The sequence below is a fragment of the Nocardia sp. N2S4-5 genome (assembly GCF_044628355.1).
In the GTDB taxonomy this organism is placed as follows: domain Bacteria; phylum Actinomycetota; class Actinomycetes; order Mycobacteriales; family Mycobacteriaceae; genus Nocardia; species Nocardia wallacei_B.
Genome location: NZ_JBIUPM010000001.1, coordinates 202857 through 221361 on the forward strand (window position 1 = coordinate 202857; position 18505 = coordinate 221361).

Consider the following 18505-nt stretch of genomic DNA (forward strand, 5'->3'; position numbering starts at 1 on the left):
TTACGTGTCTTCCAACGAGTGTGACGGAAGACCGCGCGCGGAACGTCGCAGTAGAAGGAGTTCGTGATGAGCGTCAGGCTCGGTCCTGTCGCGCGGTGCATTCCCCGTACCACGCAGGCGGTGGCGCGGTTGCCGGAGCTGGCGACGCGCACCGCGGCGCAGCGTGCGCACGCACTGAGCCTCGGCATCGACAGCGTGCCGGTCGCCGGGGAGATCGCGGCCGCCGACCTGGCATATACCGCCGCCGACACCGCGTTGCGCGAGGCCGGTCTCGCCGCCGCGGACCTCGACGCCCTGCTGCTGGTGCAGGGCCGCGCGCCGGACTACCTGCTGGCCTCCGAGGCCACGGCGCTGCAGCACCGGCTGGGCGCCGCGCGAGCATTCACCACGAGCATCGGCGATCTCGGCTGCGTCTCGGTGTCGGCGGCCGTCGAGATGGGCGCGGCGCTGCTGCGCGGCGGTGGCCGCTACCGCACTGTGCTGGTGGTGGCGGCCGCGACGGCCCCGACCCGGGCGCGGTACCGGCCGCCGATGACCATCCTCGGCGACGGCGCGGCGGCCGTGCTGCTGACCACCGACGGCGCGGGCCGGTACGAACTGGTCGACCACATCGTCCGGAGTAACGGGCAATACGCGGATCTGTTCCGGATCGATTACCGCGATGTGCCCACCGCCGACTGGACCGAGGAGTGCGCCGACGAGACGGCCTACTCGTTCCGGCTCGCGGTGGAGAGCCGCAACCGGTTCGCCGACCTGCGGGCGGCGATGCTGTCCCGAAACAATCTGGGGCACACCGATATCGCGGCATACCTGATGCAGAACCTGGGCGCGGGAGCCATCGAATTCTGGCAGCAGGCCCTCGATGTGCCGATCGATCCGGTCTGCCGCCGCAACCTCGCCCGCTACGGCCATCTGGGCCCCGTCGACGTGCTGGTGAACGCCGAGGACGCGGCGGCCGCGCGAACGGCGGGCGACTACCTCATGGTGCTGAACTCCGCCCCGGTGGCGGCGTGGAGCCTCACGCTGCTGCGCCGCGTGCCGGATCCGCAGGAGGTGCGATGGGCCTGGTGATGATCACTGCCGATCGCGGTCGAATCGTAGTCAGGAGACAACTGTATGGGCGGACCCGGCATTGCGATCGTGGGCATCGGCCTGCGCTTTCCCGACGCCGCCGACACCGCGGCGTTCCGGGCCAACCTGTGGTCCGGCCGCGCCTCGATCGCGCCCATGCCCGCCGCGCGGGCGACCGGCACCGGCGTCGACGCGCGGGCGGCCGCGGTGCCGGCGGGGTACCTCGACGACGTGTCGACGTTCGATCACGAGTTCTTCGGGCTGTCGAAACGCGAAGCGGCCCTGATCGATCCACAGCAGCGGCTGGCGCTGGTGCTGGCCCATCGAGCCGCCGAGGACGGCGGATACGCGCTGTCGACATTGCGGTCGACCGATACCGCGGTGGTATTCGGCGCGACCCCGGCGCCGCTGTACGGGCTGGCCGCGGGCGCGAACACGCTGGGCGCGCTCGGTAGCGCGGGTTTCGGCGCGGCCGCGCGCATCGCCCACGTGCTCGGTGTGACGGGCCCGTGCTACGCGATCGACAGCGGCTGCAACGCCGCGCTGCTGGCCGTGCACCAGGCCTGCCGCGAATTGCGCGACGGGACCGCCGATTACGCGCTGGCCGGTGGAGTCAGCGTGCGCGCCTTCGGGATCGGCGCCGACGAGGCGGCCGGCTTCGACGAGCTGGTGTCGGCGCGGGGCGAGTGCCGCGCCTTCGACGCCGACGCCGACGGCACCGTGATCGGGGAGGGCGGGGCCGTACTGCTGCTCACCACCCTGGACCGTGCCCGCGCCGACGGCGCCGCCGTGCACGCGGTCGTGCGCGGCAGCGCGACCCGGCACAACGGCCACGCCACGGCGACCATCAGTTCGCCGAGCGCTCGGGCCCAGGCCAAGGTCATCGCGGCGGCCTGGCGTGACGCCGGTGTGCCCCTCGAATCCGCCGGCTATCTGGAAGGGCACGGCTCGGGCACGCGCCTCGGCGACGCGGTGGAACTGGAGGCGCTCACCGAGGTGTTGCCCGGCGGCCGGACCGCGCCGCTGGCGCTCGGCTCGGTGAAGACCAATATCGGGCACCTCGACCACGCCGCGGGCATCGCCGGATTGGTGAAGGCGGTGCTGGCGGTCGAGCACGGCGAACTGTATCCCTCGCTGAACTTCGACAAGCCCACCGGTGGAATCGATGTGGCGGCCGCCGGCCTCGAGGTGACGGGCCACGCCGCCGCATGGCCCGACTCGGGTGGCCCGCGACGGGCCGGTGTCAGTTCGTTCAGCCTCGGCGGCATGAACGCGCACTGCGTGGTGGAACAAGCTCCGGGGCAACAATTTCCGTCGACAGTCCCGGATAACGACGTCCCCCGCCTGGTCGGCATCTCCGCGCGCACCGGCGCGGCCCTGCGTCACCTGTGCGCCGACCTCGCCTCCGCTCTGTCCGACGGCTCCGCCCCGCTCGCCGATGTCGCCGTCACCTTGAACCGCGGCCGCGACCACCACCGACACCGCCTCGGCCTCATCGCCACCACCACCGCCGAACTGTCCGAACGGTTGGCCGCCGCCATCCGCCCCGAAACCGACACCGCCACAGCGTCATCCGCCACCGCCGAGCGCATCCCGCGAGTGGTGCTGTTGTTGTCGCCGGACGCGCGGCCGCGTGGTGGAGGGGCGTTGCCGGACGCATTGCCCGCGCGGGGTCCGGTGGCGGATCTGCTCGCCGGGCAGCTCGCGTTTCATGACGAGTTGCGGCGGTACGGCGTGACCGTTGCCGCGGTGCTCGGTGCGGGGGTTTCCCGATATGCCGCACGCTATCTGGCGGGCACGGGCGACGCGGCAGGCCCCGACGAGCTGGCCGCGGCGGCAGCGGACCGCGGTGTCGTCGACACCGAACGCCTGCTCGCCGTCGCCCGGAAGCTCTTGGCGGACGGGCCGGTGTTGTTCGCCGAGACCGCGCCCGGTGGCTGCCTCGGCACGCTGCTGACCCGCGCCCTCGGCGGCGAGCCGAACGCCGAGATCCTCATTCCGCACGACGTGTCCGACGGCCCGGCACGGGTGCTGGCGGCGCTGTACGAACGCGGCGCCGACTTGCATTGGGCCACAGGGCAACCGGGTCCAGCGCGGCGGCTCCGCCTCCCCGGGCACCCGCTCGGCGGAGTGCATTGCTGGGTCGACATCACCTGGAGCCCGGCGTCACAGCCGCCCGCCGCGCCGCCGCCGATCGACGACGACACCGCCGACCCGGTCGCCTGGTTGCGCGCCACAGTGCGCGCCCTGCTCGACAGCGATCGCGAAATCGGCGCGCACGAAAACTATTTCGACCTCGGCGGCAACTCCTTGCTCGCGCTGGCCCTGTTGGATCGGGTCACCGATGCCTACGGGGTGCGCCCGAAACTCCTCGACGTCTACGAGCATCCGACCCTCGCGGAATTCGCCGAATTGCTCACCCACGCCGCGGCGCCGGTCGCGACTCTGCCGCCGGTGGTCCCGCAGGACGAGTATGTGCTGTCGTTCGGCCAGGTCCGGATGTGGTTCCATCATCAACTCGACCCGGACACCACCCTCTACAACCTCCCGATCGTGATCCGGCTGACCGGGGCCGTCGAACCCGACGCCGTGCGTGGCGCCTTCGCCGACCTCGCCGACCGGCACGAAACCATACGGTCGAACTTCGTCGACGACGACGGCACACCGGCGCTGCGGATCCGGCCGGATCTCGGCGAGTTCTTCCGGCTCGCCGACGTCCGCCAGACGCCGGATCCGGTGGCCGCCGCCCGGGATCTGGTGGCCGACGCGGCCCGGGTGCGTTTCGATCTGGCGACCGACCCGCTGATGCGCGTGCTACTCGTCCGCGTCGGGGCCGAGGACCACGTCCTGCAGGTCACCATGCATCACTCCGTGAACGACGGCGGCTCACCACAAATCGTGCACCGCGAACTCCCCGAGCTGTATCGCGCCCGCGTCGCCGGCCGCGCCCCCGAACTGACGCCGCTGCCGGTGCAATATCGCGACTACGCGCGCTGGCAGCGAGACCTGCTCTCCGGCAACGTCCTCGACGGCGAACTGCGCTACTGGACCGAAATCCTCACGGGTGCACCGAGACTGGAACTGCCGCTGGACAAGCCGCGCCCGGCGCGCAAGAGCTTCGCCGGAGCGCTGGAGATCTTCGAGATCGACGCGGACCGGATGGCGGCCGCGCGAACGGTGGCCCGGCGCGAATCGGTCTCGGTGTTCGTGGTGCTGCTGTCGGCGTTCCATCTGCTGCTCGCGCGCTACAGCGGGCAGTCCGACATCGTCATCGGCACCCCGACCACCGGCCGCAACCGTCCCGAATTGGCCGGACTGATCGGCTATTTCAACAGCACGGTCGCGCTGCGGGCCGATGTGTCCGGCGGGCCGTCGGTGCGCGACTGGCTGCACCGGGTGCGTTCGGTCGTGCTCGCGGCGCTGGACCACCAGGAGATTCCGTTCGACCGGGTGGTGCAGGAACTCGGCGGCGACCGCGACCTCGGCCGCACCCCGGTGTTCGACGTCTTCCACGTGCACCAGGAACTGCCCGGCGGCGAGTCCGGTGGCGAGGCGATCACCGACTTCTTCGATCAGCACCGCACCGTGGCGAACCTGTTCCCCGGAATGCCGCTCGGCACAGCGAAATTCGATCTCACACTGCTCACCCTCGACCATCCCGGACGGCCCGGCATCGACGCTTGCCTGGAGTACAGCACCGACCTGTTCACGGCCGCCACCGCGGCGGAGATGGCATCGGCCTACCTGGGCATCCTGCGGGAACTGGCGGGCTCGGAACCGGACCGGACCGTCGACGAGATCGTCCGCCCCCCGGCCACATTCACCGGCGAGGCCTTCCACCCGATCGAGATACCCGCCGACCGCCCGCGCCCAGCCGTCCCCGCGTACACGGTAGCCCGCACGCGGCGCGTTCTCGACCGGGACGTCCCCGATCTCGACGCGGCCCTGACCGCGGCATGGGCCGTGCTGCTGTCCTGGTACAGCGGCGCGGACGTCGTAGACCTGGACGTCGCCCCCGGACCGCGGCCGCTGCGCGTGGATCTGAGTGACGATCCCACGCCGGCCGCACTGCTCGACCGGCTGGCGCGCCGGAAGCCGGTCGGCGTGGTGCCGGAACCATCTGCCGCGCAACCGCTTCCGGTCCGCTACGAAGGCGAGTGCATCCCCGCGCCTGCGCCGGGCGTGGAACTGGCGCTCGCAGTGGACCGCCGGGCACCGGCCGCTGTGCTGACCCTCGACTACGCCACCGACCTTTTCGACGAATCCACCGCCGACGCGCTGCTGGCGGACCTGGCGCGGATCCTCGACGGCCTCCTACGGGAACCGGACCGGCCCTGCTCGGAAGTCGCCGCTGCGGCCACGGACCCCGACAGGAGCAAGGCATGACCGCCGACACACCGGACAACTCGGCCGCGGAGCGGGGATTCCATGACCATCGCTGACGAGACGAGCTACCGGCAGTCCGGCAGATGGGCGGCCGACCGCGAATACTGGGCGAGCCGGCTCGCGGACGCGCCGCGACCGGACACCGCACTGCCACTGGGCCCCAACGGTTTCCGAGCGGGCAACGGGCTCGACGGCGGTCTCCGGAGCATCCTGCCGGCCGCCGTGCTCACGCCGCTCGCCCGGCGCAGCGGCGGCGGCACGGCGGCCGTTCTCCTCGCGGCGCTGGCGGCGTTCGCCCACCGGATCACCGGGGAGCGAGACATCGTGCTCGCACTCCGGCAGGGCGCGACGGTCACGCCGGTGCGAGCGAGTGTGTCGCCGGAATGGACGTTCGGTCGTCTCGCGGCACAGCTCGGGCGGGAACTGCGGACCGCACGTCGACACCGATATCTCACCGAGTTCGACGCCCCGTGGCCCGAACGGTGGGCACTCGTCGCCACAACGGACGCATCCGAAGGCGACGAGTCCGCACCCGCGGACGTGCTCCGCGCCCGGTTGGACGACCATGACCCCGGCCGCTGGACCGTCACCGCGGACGGCGTCGCCGCGGACCTGCCGCGGCGCTTCCTCCACGCGCTCGAACAACTCGCGCGCGAACCGGATCGACCGATCGGCACCGTCGACCTCGCCGACGCCACCGAACGTCGGTGGGCGACAGAGGTATCCACCGGGACGGTACGCCCGCTACCCGTACCAGACACCATCGCGGCGGCTTTCGCGCGCCAGGCCGAGCGCACGCCGCACGCCACCGCGCTGGTCACCGACGACACGACCGTCGCATACGGCGCGCTCGCCGCCCGCGTGCACCGCTTGGCGCGCTGGCTGGTCGCGGCCGGCGCCGGACCGGAAACACCGGTGGCGGTGGCGATCCCGCGCTCGGTCGAGCTGGTGGTCGCGCTGTACGCGGTCGCGGCGGCCGGCGCGGTCTATGTGCCGATCGACCCGGACCATCCGGCCGCCCGTACCGCGCACATGCTGCACACCGTCCGCCCGCTCTGCGTGCTGACCCGCTCCGCCGACGACCTCACGGTGCCGCCCGGCGTCCGGGTGGTGGCCCTGAGCACCCTCGACACTTCCTCGTATTCCCCGGTGGCGCTACAGGATTCGGACCGCCGGGCGCCTGTGCGTCCGGAGCACGCGGCGTACGTGATCTTCACGTCCGGGTCGACGGGCGTGCCCAAGGGGGTGGCGGTCTCCCAGGCCGCGATCGTCAACCACATCGAATGGATGATCGCCCGATACGCGCTGGGACCGGACGAGGTGTACCTGCACAAGACCGCCACGACGTTCGATGTGTCGCTGTGGGGTTTCCTGCTGCCGCTGCGGGTCGGCGCGACCGTGGTGCTGGCCCGCCCAGGCGGTCGGCGAGACCCGGAATACCTGGCCGAGCTGATCGAGTGGCACGGCGTCACGGTGACCGATTTCGTGCCGTCGCTGCTGTCGGTGTTCCTGCGGCAGGTCGACAAGACGCGGCTGGCGTCGCTGCGGCAGCTGTTCGTCATCGGCGAGCAGCTGCCACCGGCCGTGGCGGCCGCCGTGGGACCCGAAGTGGCCGTGCACAATCTGTACGGACCGACCGAGGCGGCGGTCGCGGTGACCGAGCATCGTGCCGAACCGGCGGACACCGCGGTGGTGCCGATCGGCGCCCCGGCCTGGAACGTCCGGGCGGATGTGCTCGACGCGGGGCTGCGCCCGGCCCCGCCGGGCTTTCTCGGCGAACTCCATCTGGCCGGAATCCCTGTGGCGCGTGGCTATTACGGCCGCCCGGCGGCGACGGCCGAACGGTTCGTCGCGGATCCGTTCGGACCGCCCGGCACTCGCATGTACCGCACCGGTGACCTGGTGCGGCGGCGTCCCGACGGCACCCTGGAATTCTGCGGCCGCGCCGATTCGCAGGTGAAGCTGCGCGGTCAGCGGATCGAGCTGGGGGAGGTGGAGCAGACGCTCGCCGCGCACCCGGACATCGAACGGGCCGTGGTGCTGGTGCGCGGCGACGACCCGCACGGTGACCGGCTCGTGGCGTATATGGTTGCCGCGCAGGACTTGTCGATGGCGGCGGTGCGGGAATGGCTCGCCGAGCGCCTGCCCGCGTACATGATTCCCGACGCATTCGTGCTGCTGGACCGTGTTCCGATGACGCCGTCGGGAAAGCTGGACGTGCGCGCTCTGCCCGCACCGCAAGCCGACCGGCCCGACTACCGCGCCCCGGCCGGGCCCGCGGAGACGGTCGTCGCGGCGGCGTTCGCCGACGTCCTCGGCCTCGAGCAGGTCGGCGCGCACGACTCGTTCTTCGCGCTCGGCGGCGACAGCATCATGGCGATCCTGCTCGTGGCCCGCGCTCGCGGGCGCGGCGTCCGGTTCAGCGCGCAGGACGTGTTCGAACAGCGTACGGTGGCCGCGCTCGCCGCACACGCCGAGACCTCGCCGACGGACACCGACGCCGGGATCCTCGCCGAACTGCCGGGCGGCGGCGTCGGCGACATGCCCCTGCCGCCGGTGCTGCGGCACCTGATCGACCACGGCGTGGGCGACGGCCCGACCCAATCGGCGACACTGCGGCTCCCGGCGGACGCGGATCACGCGACGCTGACGGCGACCCTCGCCACCGTGGTCGACCGGCACGACATGCTGCGGGCCCAGCTGTACCGGGAGGCCGGGCAATGGCGCCTGACGGTCGCCCCGCCCGGCGCGGTGGACGTCGCGGCGCTCGTGCGGCGGGTCCCGGTCGATCCGGCGGCGGACATCGAGACGATTCGCGCGCTCCTGGTGGCGGAGCGGGACGCGGCCCTGCGGCGCTTGGCGCCCTCGGAAGGTGTTGTGCTGCAAGCGGTGTGGCTCGACCGTCCGGGCGTGGCGGGGTGGTTGCTGCTGGTCGTGCACCATGTGGCCGTGGACGCGGTGTCGTGGCGCATCCTGGTGCCCGATCTGATGTCGGCCTGGACGCAACTGCGGTCCGACGGAACCGCCGCACTACCCGCGCCGACCACCTCGATGCGCCGGTGGGTCCACGCGCTGGCCGCCGACACACAACGCGCCGCGGAACTCCCGTCGTGGCGGCGCATCGTCGAGGCCGCCGAGATGCCTTTGGGGGCAAGGCCGTTCGACCCGTCCACGGACCGCGCACAAGACGTACGTCGAATCCGGGTGCGCATCGCCGAGGCGTCGACCGCCGATCTGGACATCGTCGCCGAACGCTTCGGCGCCGACACGCAGGACGTGCTGCTGGCCGCGCTGGCGCTGGCCCTGGCCCGGTGGCGGCCGGACGCGGCCGCGCGGCATCGGGTGTGGCTCGAGGGGCACGGGCGCGAGGCGGTGCCCGGCGCCGAATTGTCCCGCACCGTCGGCTGGTTCACCACTGTCTATCCGGCGTTGCTCGACCTCGCCGACCTCGACGTCGCCGACGCGCTGGCCGGCGGTCCGGCGGCGGGGGCGGCACTCAAACAGGTCAAACAGCAATTGCGCGAGCTACCGGATCGCGGCGTCGGCTACGGGGTGCTCCGGTACCTCGATCCCGAGACCGCCGGGAAACTCGCCGCCCCCGCGCCGGAGGTCGCGTTCCGCTATCTCGGCCGCACCGGCGCGCTGACCGGTGACGCCCCGTGGCTGCCCGATCCCGACCTCGCCGATCTCCCGGAGCCCGCCGCCGACGCCCCCGCACCCGCGAGCCTGGACGTGGCGACCGTGATCGCCGGTGACCGCCTGCACGCCGTCTTCGCGTATCCCCGGACCCTGTTGGGCGACAACGATGTCGAGGAGCTGACCGAACACTGGCAGCAGGCGCTGGCGAGCCTCGCCCGGCACGGCGCCGCGCCGGGCGCCGGTGGCCACACCCCCTCCGACTTCCCGCTGGTGCGGACAGCGCAGGACGAGATCGAGCACTGGGAGCGTCGTTATCCCGGCCTGACGGATGTGTGGCCGCTCGCTCCCCTCCAAACGGGCCTCTACTTCCACGCCGTGCTGCAGCAGTCGTCCGTCGACGTCTACCACGTGCACACGGTGTTCCGGCTGACCGGCGCCGTGGACACCGGACGCCTGCGCGACGCGGTGGCCCGCATCCTCGATCGGCACGCCGCGCTGCGGGTCGCGGTGGTCACCCGTGCCGACGGCACGGCGGTCCAGGTCGTGGCGGGCGAGGTACGGGTGCCCTGGACCGACCTCGACCTGCGCGACACCGCGGACCCCGCGGCGGAATTCGCGAGATTCGCGGCGGACGATCGCCGCCGGCCGTTCCGGCTCGACGAACCGCCGCTGCTGCGCTGTGCGCTGATCATGCTCGGTGACAACGACTTCCGGCTCATGATCACCACGCACCACCTGTTGATGGACGGCTGGTCGATGCCGCTCGTCGCCACCGAACTGCTGACCCGCTACGCCGCGGGCGATGCATCTCCGGCCCTGCCGCCGGTACGCGGCTACCAGCATTTCCTGGCCTGGCTGCAGCGGCAGGACAGCGAGGCCGCCCGCCGAGCCTGGCGGGCGGCATTCGAGAACGCGGCGGGACCGACCCTGCTGGCTCCGGAGCAGCGCGCCCGCCGGGTCACGTCGCCGGCCGAGACGGTGGAGTTCGGCCTCGACGCGACGCGCAGCGAGCGTCTCCGGAAACTGGCTGCCGCACATCAGGTTACGGCCAACACGGTGTTGCAATGCAGTTGGGGACTGACCCTGGCGCTCACCATCGGCCGGCCGGACGTGGCGTTCGGCACCGCGGTGTCGGGCCGTCCGGCCGACCTGCCCGGCGTGACGGACATGGTGGGATTGTTCGTCAACACCGTGCCCGTGCGGGTGCGGATCGACGCCACGGAAACGGTCGCCGACCTGCTGGTCCGGCAGCAGCGGGAGCAGGTGGACCTGGCGGCGCACCAGTATCTCGGGCTCGCCGAGATCCTGGCCGCGGCCGGTCGTCCCGCGCTGTTCGACACGCTGCTCGAGGTGCAGTCCTACCCGCTCGATGCCGCCACACTCGGCGCGGCCGGTCGCGACGGGCTGGCGGTCACGGACGTGACGGTCGACGACGGCACACACTATCCGCTGACCCTGGTGGCGTGGCTGGACAACCGGCTGCGCGTCCGGGCCGGATACCTGCGAGAGTGCTTCGACGAGGCCACAATCCGGGCACTCACCGACCGGTGGATGGGTGTGCTGTCGGCGATGATCGATGACCCGGACGCCCCGATTCGGCGACTTCTCCCGGACGAGCCGACCCGAGTCGACGACATCCCGAGCGATTCCGCTGGCTCGGGGCCCCGGCCCTACGAGCCGCCGCGCGGGCGGCTCGAAGCGGCGGTGGCGGCGGCGTACGCCGAAGCGCTCGAGCTGCCGCGGGTCGGCCGCGACGACGATTTCTTCGCCCTCGGTGGTGATTCGCTGAGCGCCATGCGGATGGTCAGCCTGCTGCGTGCCCGCGCCGGGGTTGCGGTCCCGCTCGGGGAGATATTCACGGCACCGACCGTGGCGGCACTCGCCGCGCACGCCCGGCCCGCGCCGAGCGAACGCGGTGTGGTCCCGATGCCGCGGCCGGAGCGCATTCCGCTGTCCCACGGCCAGCGGCGGCTGTGGCTGGTGCACGAATTGTCCGACGGCGCACCGATGTACAACATTCCGCTCGCGCTGCGCCTGACCGGACCGCTCGACCTCGACGCCGTGCGGGCCGCGCTGCGCGATGTGGTGATCCGGCACGAGGCCCTGCGGACGGTGTGCGCCGTGGCGGACGGCGTGGCGTACCAGCGGGTCCTGGACCCGGCGGAGGTCGACCTCGCGCCGCCGGTGATCGAATCCGGTGCGGCGGGCCTGTCCGCACGGCTGAACGCCGCCGCGCGCCGCCGGTTCGATCTCGCGTCCGACCTCCCGATCCGCGCCGCGCTGATGCGGTGCGGCCCGGACGATCACGTGCTCATCGTGGTCCTGCACCACATCGCCGCCGACGGCTGGTCGATGATGCCGCTGGCCCGCGACGTCGCCACCGCGTACACCGCCCGGCGCACCGGCGGCGCGCCCGCCTGGGACCCGCTGCCCGTGCAATACGCGGATTACACGCTGTGGCAACGAGAACGGCTCGGCGCCGACGACGAACCCACGCCGCTGCTGCGCGGTCAGCTGGAGTACTGGCGCACCGAATTGGCGAATCTGCCTCAGCCCCTGGCGCTTCCGGTCGATCGTCCGCGACCGGCGATCGCACGGGGCGGCGGGCAGGTCGGTCTGACGATCGACGCCGACGTGCTCGCCGCGGTGGAGGCCTACGCGAGCGCCCGGCGCGCCACCACGTCGATGGTGTTGCAGGCGGCGCTGGTCGTCCTGCTGCACCGGCGGGGCGCGGGCACGGACATTACTCTCGGCGGGCCGATCGCCGGGCGCAACGACCCGGCGCTGAGTGATCTCGTCGGCTTCTTCGTCAACACCTGGGTGCTGCGCGTCGGGGTGTCGGGTGAGGTCTCCTTCGCGACGGTCGTGGACCGGGTGCGGGCGAAAGCGTTGGCCGCCTTCGAGAACCAGGACGCGCCCTTCGAACGGCTGGTGGAACTGCTGGCGCCACGGCGCTCGACCGCGTACCACCCGCTGTACCAGGTGATGTTCGCGTGGCAGAACACGGCCGTGCCACAGTTGACGCTGCCCGGCCTGCGGGTCGAGCCGGTGCCGGTCGAGACCGGCGCCGCCAAAGTGGATCTGTTCTTCGGCCTGACCGCACCGGCCCCGGGACAGCCGGCCGTCGGGGCCGTGGAGTACGCGACCGACCTTTTCGATCGCGGCACGGTCGAGGAACTGGCGGCGCAATACTGCCGACTGCTGGCCGCGCTCGTCCGGCAGCCGGAACTCGCGGTCCGCGCCCTCGCCCTCGACGCCGTGGCCGATTCGCTCCCGGCCGCGCACACCGAACCCGCGGCACCGCTGCCCGACGAGCGTATTCGGCCGCTGACCGCCGCCCAGACCGAGATCTGGTTCGGCCAGCAACTCGACCGCACCGGCCGCCGCTTCGTCGTCGGCGGATATCTGCACATTCGCGGCGAACTCGACCACGCGGTGTTCGAGCGCGCGCTCCGGCACACGGTCGCCGGCGCCGAGACCTTGCGCGTGCGCATCTCGGTCGGCGACGACGGGCCGGGCCAGGTACCGGCGGAGCTTCGCGACTGGCCGCTGTACCGCAAGGACTTTCGCGGCTCCGCGGAGCCGTTCGACGCCGCGCGCGCCTATATCGCGACCGAACTGGACCGTCCCTACGACCTGACCGCCGCCCCGCTGTTCGATCACGCGCTGCTGCGGGTCGGCGATACGGACCATCTCTGGTTCCTGCGGTTCCACCACATCGTCGGCGACGGCGGCGGCATCGCCGCCTTCACCAAGCGCCTGTCGGACACCTATCGCGCGCTGCTGGCCGGTGACACGGTGGCGGACACGGTGTTCGACCGGCTCGACGCCTTCGTGGACCAGGACATCCGGTACCGCGACTCGCACCGGTTCACCGCCGATCGCGAGTTCTGGGCCGCGCGGCTGGCGGGGCTGCCGGAAGCGCCCGTGCTCGCCGAGGACGCCGTGCAGGGCAGCGCGGACGAATTCATCCGGCACACCGGCACTCTCGACGCCGACACGTGGCGGGCGCTGCGCGACCGTGCCGATGATTACGGAGTCCGGTGGCCGGTGCTGGTGCTGACGGCCACCGTGCTCGCCCTGCACGCCGACACCGGCGGCCGGGTCGTCGTACCCGGACTGACGGTGCCCGCGAAACGCTCCTGGCACGCGCTCGGCATGACCGCGAACGTGGTGCCGCTGCGCGTGGCGGTGGACCCCCGCGCGCCGCTGTCGGCGCTCGTCGCGGCGGTCGGCGCCGAGAGTTCGGCGGTGCTGCGGCATCAGCACTACCGGCAGGCGGACATGCGCCGCGCCGGGATCATCGACGGGCGGCCGCCGCACGGTCCGGTGGTGACGATCATGCCGATGGATCTGATGCGCGAGTTCGGCGGGAATCCGGCTGTGCCGCATGAAGGTTCGCCGGGCCGCACCGACGGCGTCACCCTCGGTGTCTACGACAACGGCGAGCCCGAACTGCGTCTGGACCTGGACTCGGTCACGGCGCGGCACACTCCCGCCAACCTCGCGGCCCACCATGCCCGGCTACTGGCCCTGCTGTCCGTTCTCACGACCGCCGACCCCGACACTCCCGTCGGCAGACTGCGTTTCGGCCACGCGCCCGCCCTCCGCACCGTCGACTGCGCGGACGAGCGCGACAACGATTCCGAGCCGGTCACTCTCGTCGACTGCCTGCGGCGCGGGGTCGACCGCTCCGCCACGGCGACGGCCGTCGTGCACGGTGCCGAGGCGATGTCCTACCGGGAACTGCACGAGCGGTCGGAGCGGTGGGCGGCGCGGCTGTCCGCCCGCGGCGCGGGGCCCGGGATGCTGGTCGCGGTGTTGCTGCCGCGCGGTATCGATCTCGTCGTGGCGATCGTGGCGGTGCTGAAGTCCGGTGCGGCCTACGTGCCCCTGGATCCCGGAAATCCGGCCGCGCGCCTGCGGCTGATCCTGGACGACACCCGGCCCGAACTGGTCGTGACCGACCGGGACCACATGGCCGCGCTCGCCGGCGAGCGTACTTTCGTCATCGATGCTCCGGACGAGCCGGAAGCGCAGGGCGAGAACGTATTCAGGCCGCGTCCGGACGACCCGGCGTATGTCATCCACACCTCCGGATCCACCGGGCGGCCGAAGGGCGTGGTGGTCACGCATCGACGCGCGGCCGGGTTGCTCGCGTCGACGCGAGCACTACTCGATCTCGGCCCGGCGGACGTGTGGACCCTGTTCCATTCCGTGGCCTTCGACTTCTCGGTCTGGGAGATCTGGGGCGCGCTGCGGCACGGCGCGACGCTGGTGATCGTGGACGAGCGGACCGCCCGGTCGCCGGACGACTTCCTGGATCTGCTCGTCACCCACCGCGTCACGGTTCTCAACCAGACGCCCGCCGCGTTCGACCTGCTCACCGCCGTGGTGGCCGCCAGGCCCGCGCGAGCGGCCGAATTGGCGCTGCGCCTGGTCGTGCTCGGCGGCGACAAGACCGACCCGCGGCGGCTGGCGGGATGGACGGCGGCGGTCGGCCGCGACGGCCCGCGACTGGTGAACATGTACGGCATCACGGAGACGACCGTGCACGCCACCGCGCACGAACACTCGGCCGAGGCCGACGTCGGTCCGGAAAGCATTGTGGGGCAGCCGCTTCCGGGTCGTCGGGTGCGCCTGCTCGACGCGGCGCTGCGCGAGGTGCCCGTGGGCCTGCCAGGGGAGATGTACGTCGGCGGCGACGGGCTCGCGACCGGCTACCTGCGGCGTCCCGGACTGACGGCGATCCGGTTCGTCGCCGATCCGGCGGGGCCGCCCGGCGCCCGCATGTATCGCAGCGGAGACCTGGGCCGCGTGGGCGATCGCGGACTGGAGTATCTGGGCCGCGCGGACCGGCAGGTCAAGATCCGCGGCTTCCGCATCGAACCGGGGGAGATCGAGGCCGCCCTGTGCGCCGTGCCCGGGGTGACGGCGGCGGTGGTCCGTGCCGAGGACCGTGCGCCGGGGGACCGGCGGCTGGTCGCCTACGCGGTCGCGCCCGGCGCCGACGGGAGCGCGTTGCGCGACCGGCTTGCCGGGACACTGCCCGCGCACGCGGTGCCGTCGCTCGTCGTGCCGGTAGCCGCCCTGCCGCTCACCACGAACGGCAAGGTCGACCACGACGCGTTGACCGCCCTGCGCACCGCGACCGGTACCCGAGGTCGCCCGTCCGGCGAACTCGCGAAGACCGTGTACGACCTGTTCGCCGACACGCTCGGGCGCGACGACTTCGGCGCCGGCGAGAACTTCTTCACGCTCGGCGGTGATTCGTTGCTGGCGGGGCGGCTGGTGCTGCGGATCCGCGCCGAGCTGAATGCCGACATCGACGTCCGCGACCTGTTCGACCGGCCGACCGTCGCCGGACTTGCCGAGTCGATCGAGCAGGCGAAAACCACCGCGCCACAGAGAGTCACGCTCGGCGGGCCGCGGCCCGATCGGATTCCGCTCTCGGCGGCGCAGCATCGATTGTGGACGCTGCACCGGCTGGACCCGTCGTCGGTCGCCTATCACATCCCGGTCGCCGTGGAACTCACCGGCGCATTGGAACTCGACGCGTTGTGGGCCGCGCTCGCCGATCTGCAAGCACGACACGAGAGCTTGCGTACCGCCTTCACCGAATCCGGTGATGCGCAATTGATTCGCGACGACCCGCCGCACCCGATGTCGGTCGAGACCGCCGAGCTCACACCGGAACGGCTGACCGAGGAGGCGGCGCGTCCGTTCGACCCGTGCGTCCGGCCGCCCTGGCGGGCAACGGTTTTCACCGGTGACGCGCGTGCCGTGATCCTGCTGGTGCTGCACCACCTGATCGCCGACGAACACTCGCTGGGCGTGCTGGCGGCCGACCTCGGGACCGCATACATGGCACGCCGCGTTGGTCAGGCCCCCGCGTGGTCGCCGCTCCCGGTGCAGTACGCGGACTATGTGGTGTGGCAGCACGCCACTCTCGGCGCCACCGCCGACCCGCATCCCGCGCTCGCGGCCGAACTCACGTGGTGGCGGCACACGCTGCGCGACCTGCCCGAACACCTGCCGCTGCCGATCGACCGCACGGCGGCATCGGTCACGCAGCACGGCGACACGGTGCCGTTCGACTTCGACCCGGACACCCGTGACCGGATCGCCGCGCTGGCGGCGGCCCGGGGCGCGACGCCGTTCATGGTGCTGCACGCCGCGGTCGCCTGCCTGCTCACCCGGGCGGGTGCGGGCACCGACATCGTCGTGGGCACGGTGACCTCGGGACGCGACACGCTCGGCCTCGACGAACTGATCGGGTTCTTCGCCGAAACGGTGGTGCTGCGCACCGACCTGTCCGGACGGCCGGCTTTCGCCGACGCCGTCGACCGGGCGCGCGACGCCGACCTCGCCGCCTTCGCGCACCCGGTGCCCTTCGACCGTGTCGTGGCGGCCGTAAGCCCCGCGCGCGTGCCGGGGCGGCATCCGTTGTTCGAGGTCATGGTGACCCTGCGGCCGGAGCGAGCCGCCGTCGAGCTGGCCGGTCTCACCTGCCGGCCGATCGAGCTGCCGCGGACCCACGCCAAGTTCCCGCTGTTGTTCGAGTTCGCCTGGGGGACAGAGGCAGTGGGCGGAGTGCTGGAGTACAGCACCGATCTGTTCGAGCGCACGACGGCCGAGTCACTGGCCGGGGGCCTGCGGCGGCTGCTGGCCGCCGCGCTGGCCGAGCCCGGCCGCCCGGTGGACGACCTGCCGTTCCTGTCCGACGGCGAGCGGTTCCGTTCGACGCCGATCCCGCCACCGCCGGCCGCGACGTCGGCGGCCGTGGACCCGGAGACGGAGAACCTGCTGCTCGAACTGGCACGGTCCGTGCTCGGCGTCGACGACCTCGGCGTGCACGACAGCTTCTTCCGGTTCGGCGGTGACAGCATCCTCGCCATCCGGCTGGTGAATCGCGCCCGGGGGAGCGGAGTGTCGCTCACGCCCACGGACGTGTTCGAACGGCAGACCGTCCACGAACTGGCCCGGATCGCGACGACGGTGTCGGCCCCGGCCGACCCGCTGGCCGGGATCGGCCCGGTGCCGCCGACGCCGATCATGCGCGATCTGCTCGACAATCCCACTCCCACCGACGGTTTCGGGCAGTACGTGGTGGTGCCCGCACCGGACGACGCCACCGCGACCACGCTCGCCGCGGCACTGCAACGCATCCTGGACCGCCATGACGCCCTGCGCCTGCAGGTGCTCGACGGGAGGCAACTGGTCGTGCGCGCGCCCGGCGCGGTGAACGCCGTGAACCTGTTGCGGCACAGCGCAGTCCACGATGCGGAGGAGGCGCTGCCGGGCGCACTCGCCGACGCGCGCGCCGGGTTGCGCCCGTCCGACGGTGTGCTGTTGCAGGCGGTGTGGCTGGACGCGCGGCCGGGCCTGTTGCTGATCGTCATCCACCACCTCGCGGTCGACGGCGTCTCCTGGCGCATCCTGATACCGGAGCTGGCCGCCGCGCACCGCGCGGTGACCACGGGTGTGGAACCGGCGTTCGCGCCGGTCGTGACACCGCTGCGGACCTGGGCGGCCGCGCTGGCGGCGCGGCCGGTGCCCGCCGCGGAGGCGCGATGGTGGCGCCGGACGGTGGGACAGGCGGCAGGAAGCGCGGGCGACCAGCCCTTGGATCCGGCGCGCGATACGGTCGGCACCGCCGAAATGCTCACGGTCACTGTGGATTCGGCGCAGACCGCCGAACTGCTCACTCGCGTTCCGCATCGGTTCCGCGGCACGGCGGCAGATATCCTGCTCGCCGCACTGTCGGCCGCCGCCCGCCGCACCGCACCCGGCGGCTCCTGGCCCGGTGTACTCGTCGACGTCGAGGGACACGGCCGCGACCTCACCGACCCGAGCTCGTCCGCACTGGATGTCTCGACCACCGTCGGCTGGTTCACCGTCGTGTATCCCGTGCGACTGACTGCCGGTGTGCCGGACTGGGACGCCATGGTGCGCAACGGTTCCGGCCTCGCACACGTGGCCAATACCGTGAAGGAAGCGGTGCGATCCACGCCCCGCCGTGGCGTCGGCTACGGCCTGCTGCGCCACGAACCGGACGTGCCGCCCGAGATCGCGGCCGCCCGGGTGCCGATCGGGTTCAACTATCTCGGCAGGCTCGGCGGGGACGCCGGGGGGCTCGGCGTGCGATTCGGCAGTACGGCCGATCCCGCCATGGCGCTGCCCCACGCGCTGGAAATCAATGCGGCCGTGCGGGAGACGCCCGACGGTCCCGTACTACATGCCGAATGGACCTGGGCGCCGCGCGTGCTGGGCGCCGCCGTGGTGGAGCGAATGGCCGCCGACTGGGTCGCGGCGCTCGCGGCCTTCGCCGCACACCACACCGACCCGGCAGGTGTCGAACGCACGCCGTCGGACTTCCCGCTTGCCGAGGTCACCGCGGCGGAATTGG

2 protein-coding genes and 1 pseudogene are annotated in these 18505 nt (G+C 72.3%); all 3 read left to right on the forward strand.

All coding sequences use genetic code 11. The features are described 5' to 3' along the window. Positions 1–66 precede the first annotated feature (66 nt). Positions 67–1071 carry a 3-oxoacyl-ACP synthase gene (locus tag ACFMRZ_RS00885; protein WP_400177468.1) on the forward strand — a complete coding sequence of 335 codons (1005 nt, stop codon included), beginning with the start codon at positions 67–69 and terminating at the stop codon, positions 1069–1071. A 45-nt stretch (positions 1072–1116) separates the two neighbouring features. After that, positions 1117–5457, forward strand: coding sequence for a condensation domain-containing protein (locus ACFMRZ_RS00890; protein WP_400177469.1), 4341 nt, complete (start codon positions 1117–1119; stop codon positions 5455–5457). A gap of 42 nt (positions 5458–5499) precedes the next feature. Further along, a pseudogene (locus ACFMRZ_RS00895) lies at positions 5500–18498 on the forward strand (amino acid adenylation domain-containing protein); the annotation flags it as partial. Positions 18499–18505 lie beyond the last annotated feature (7 nt).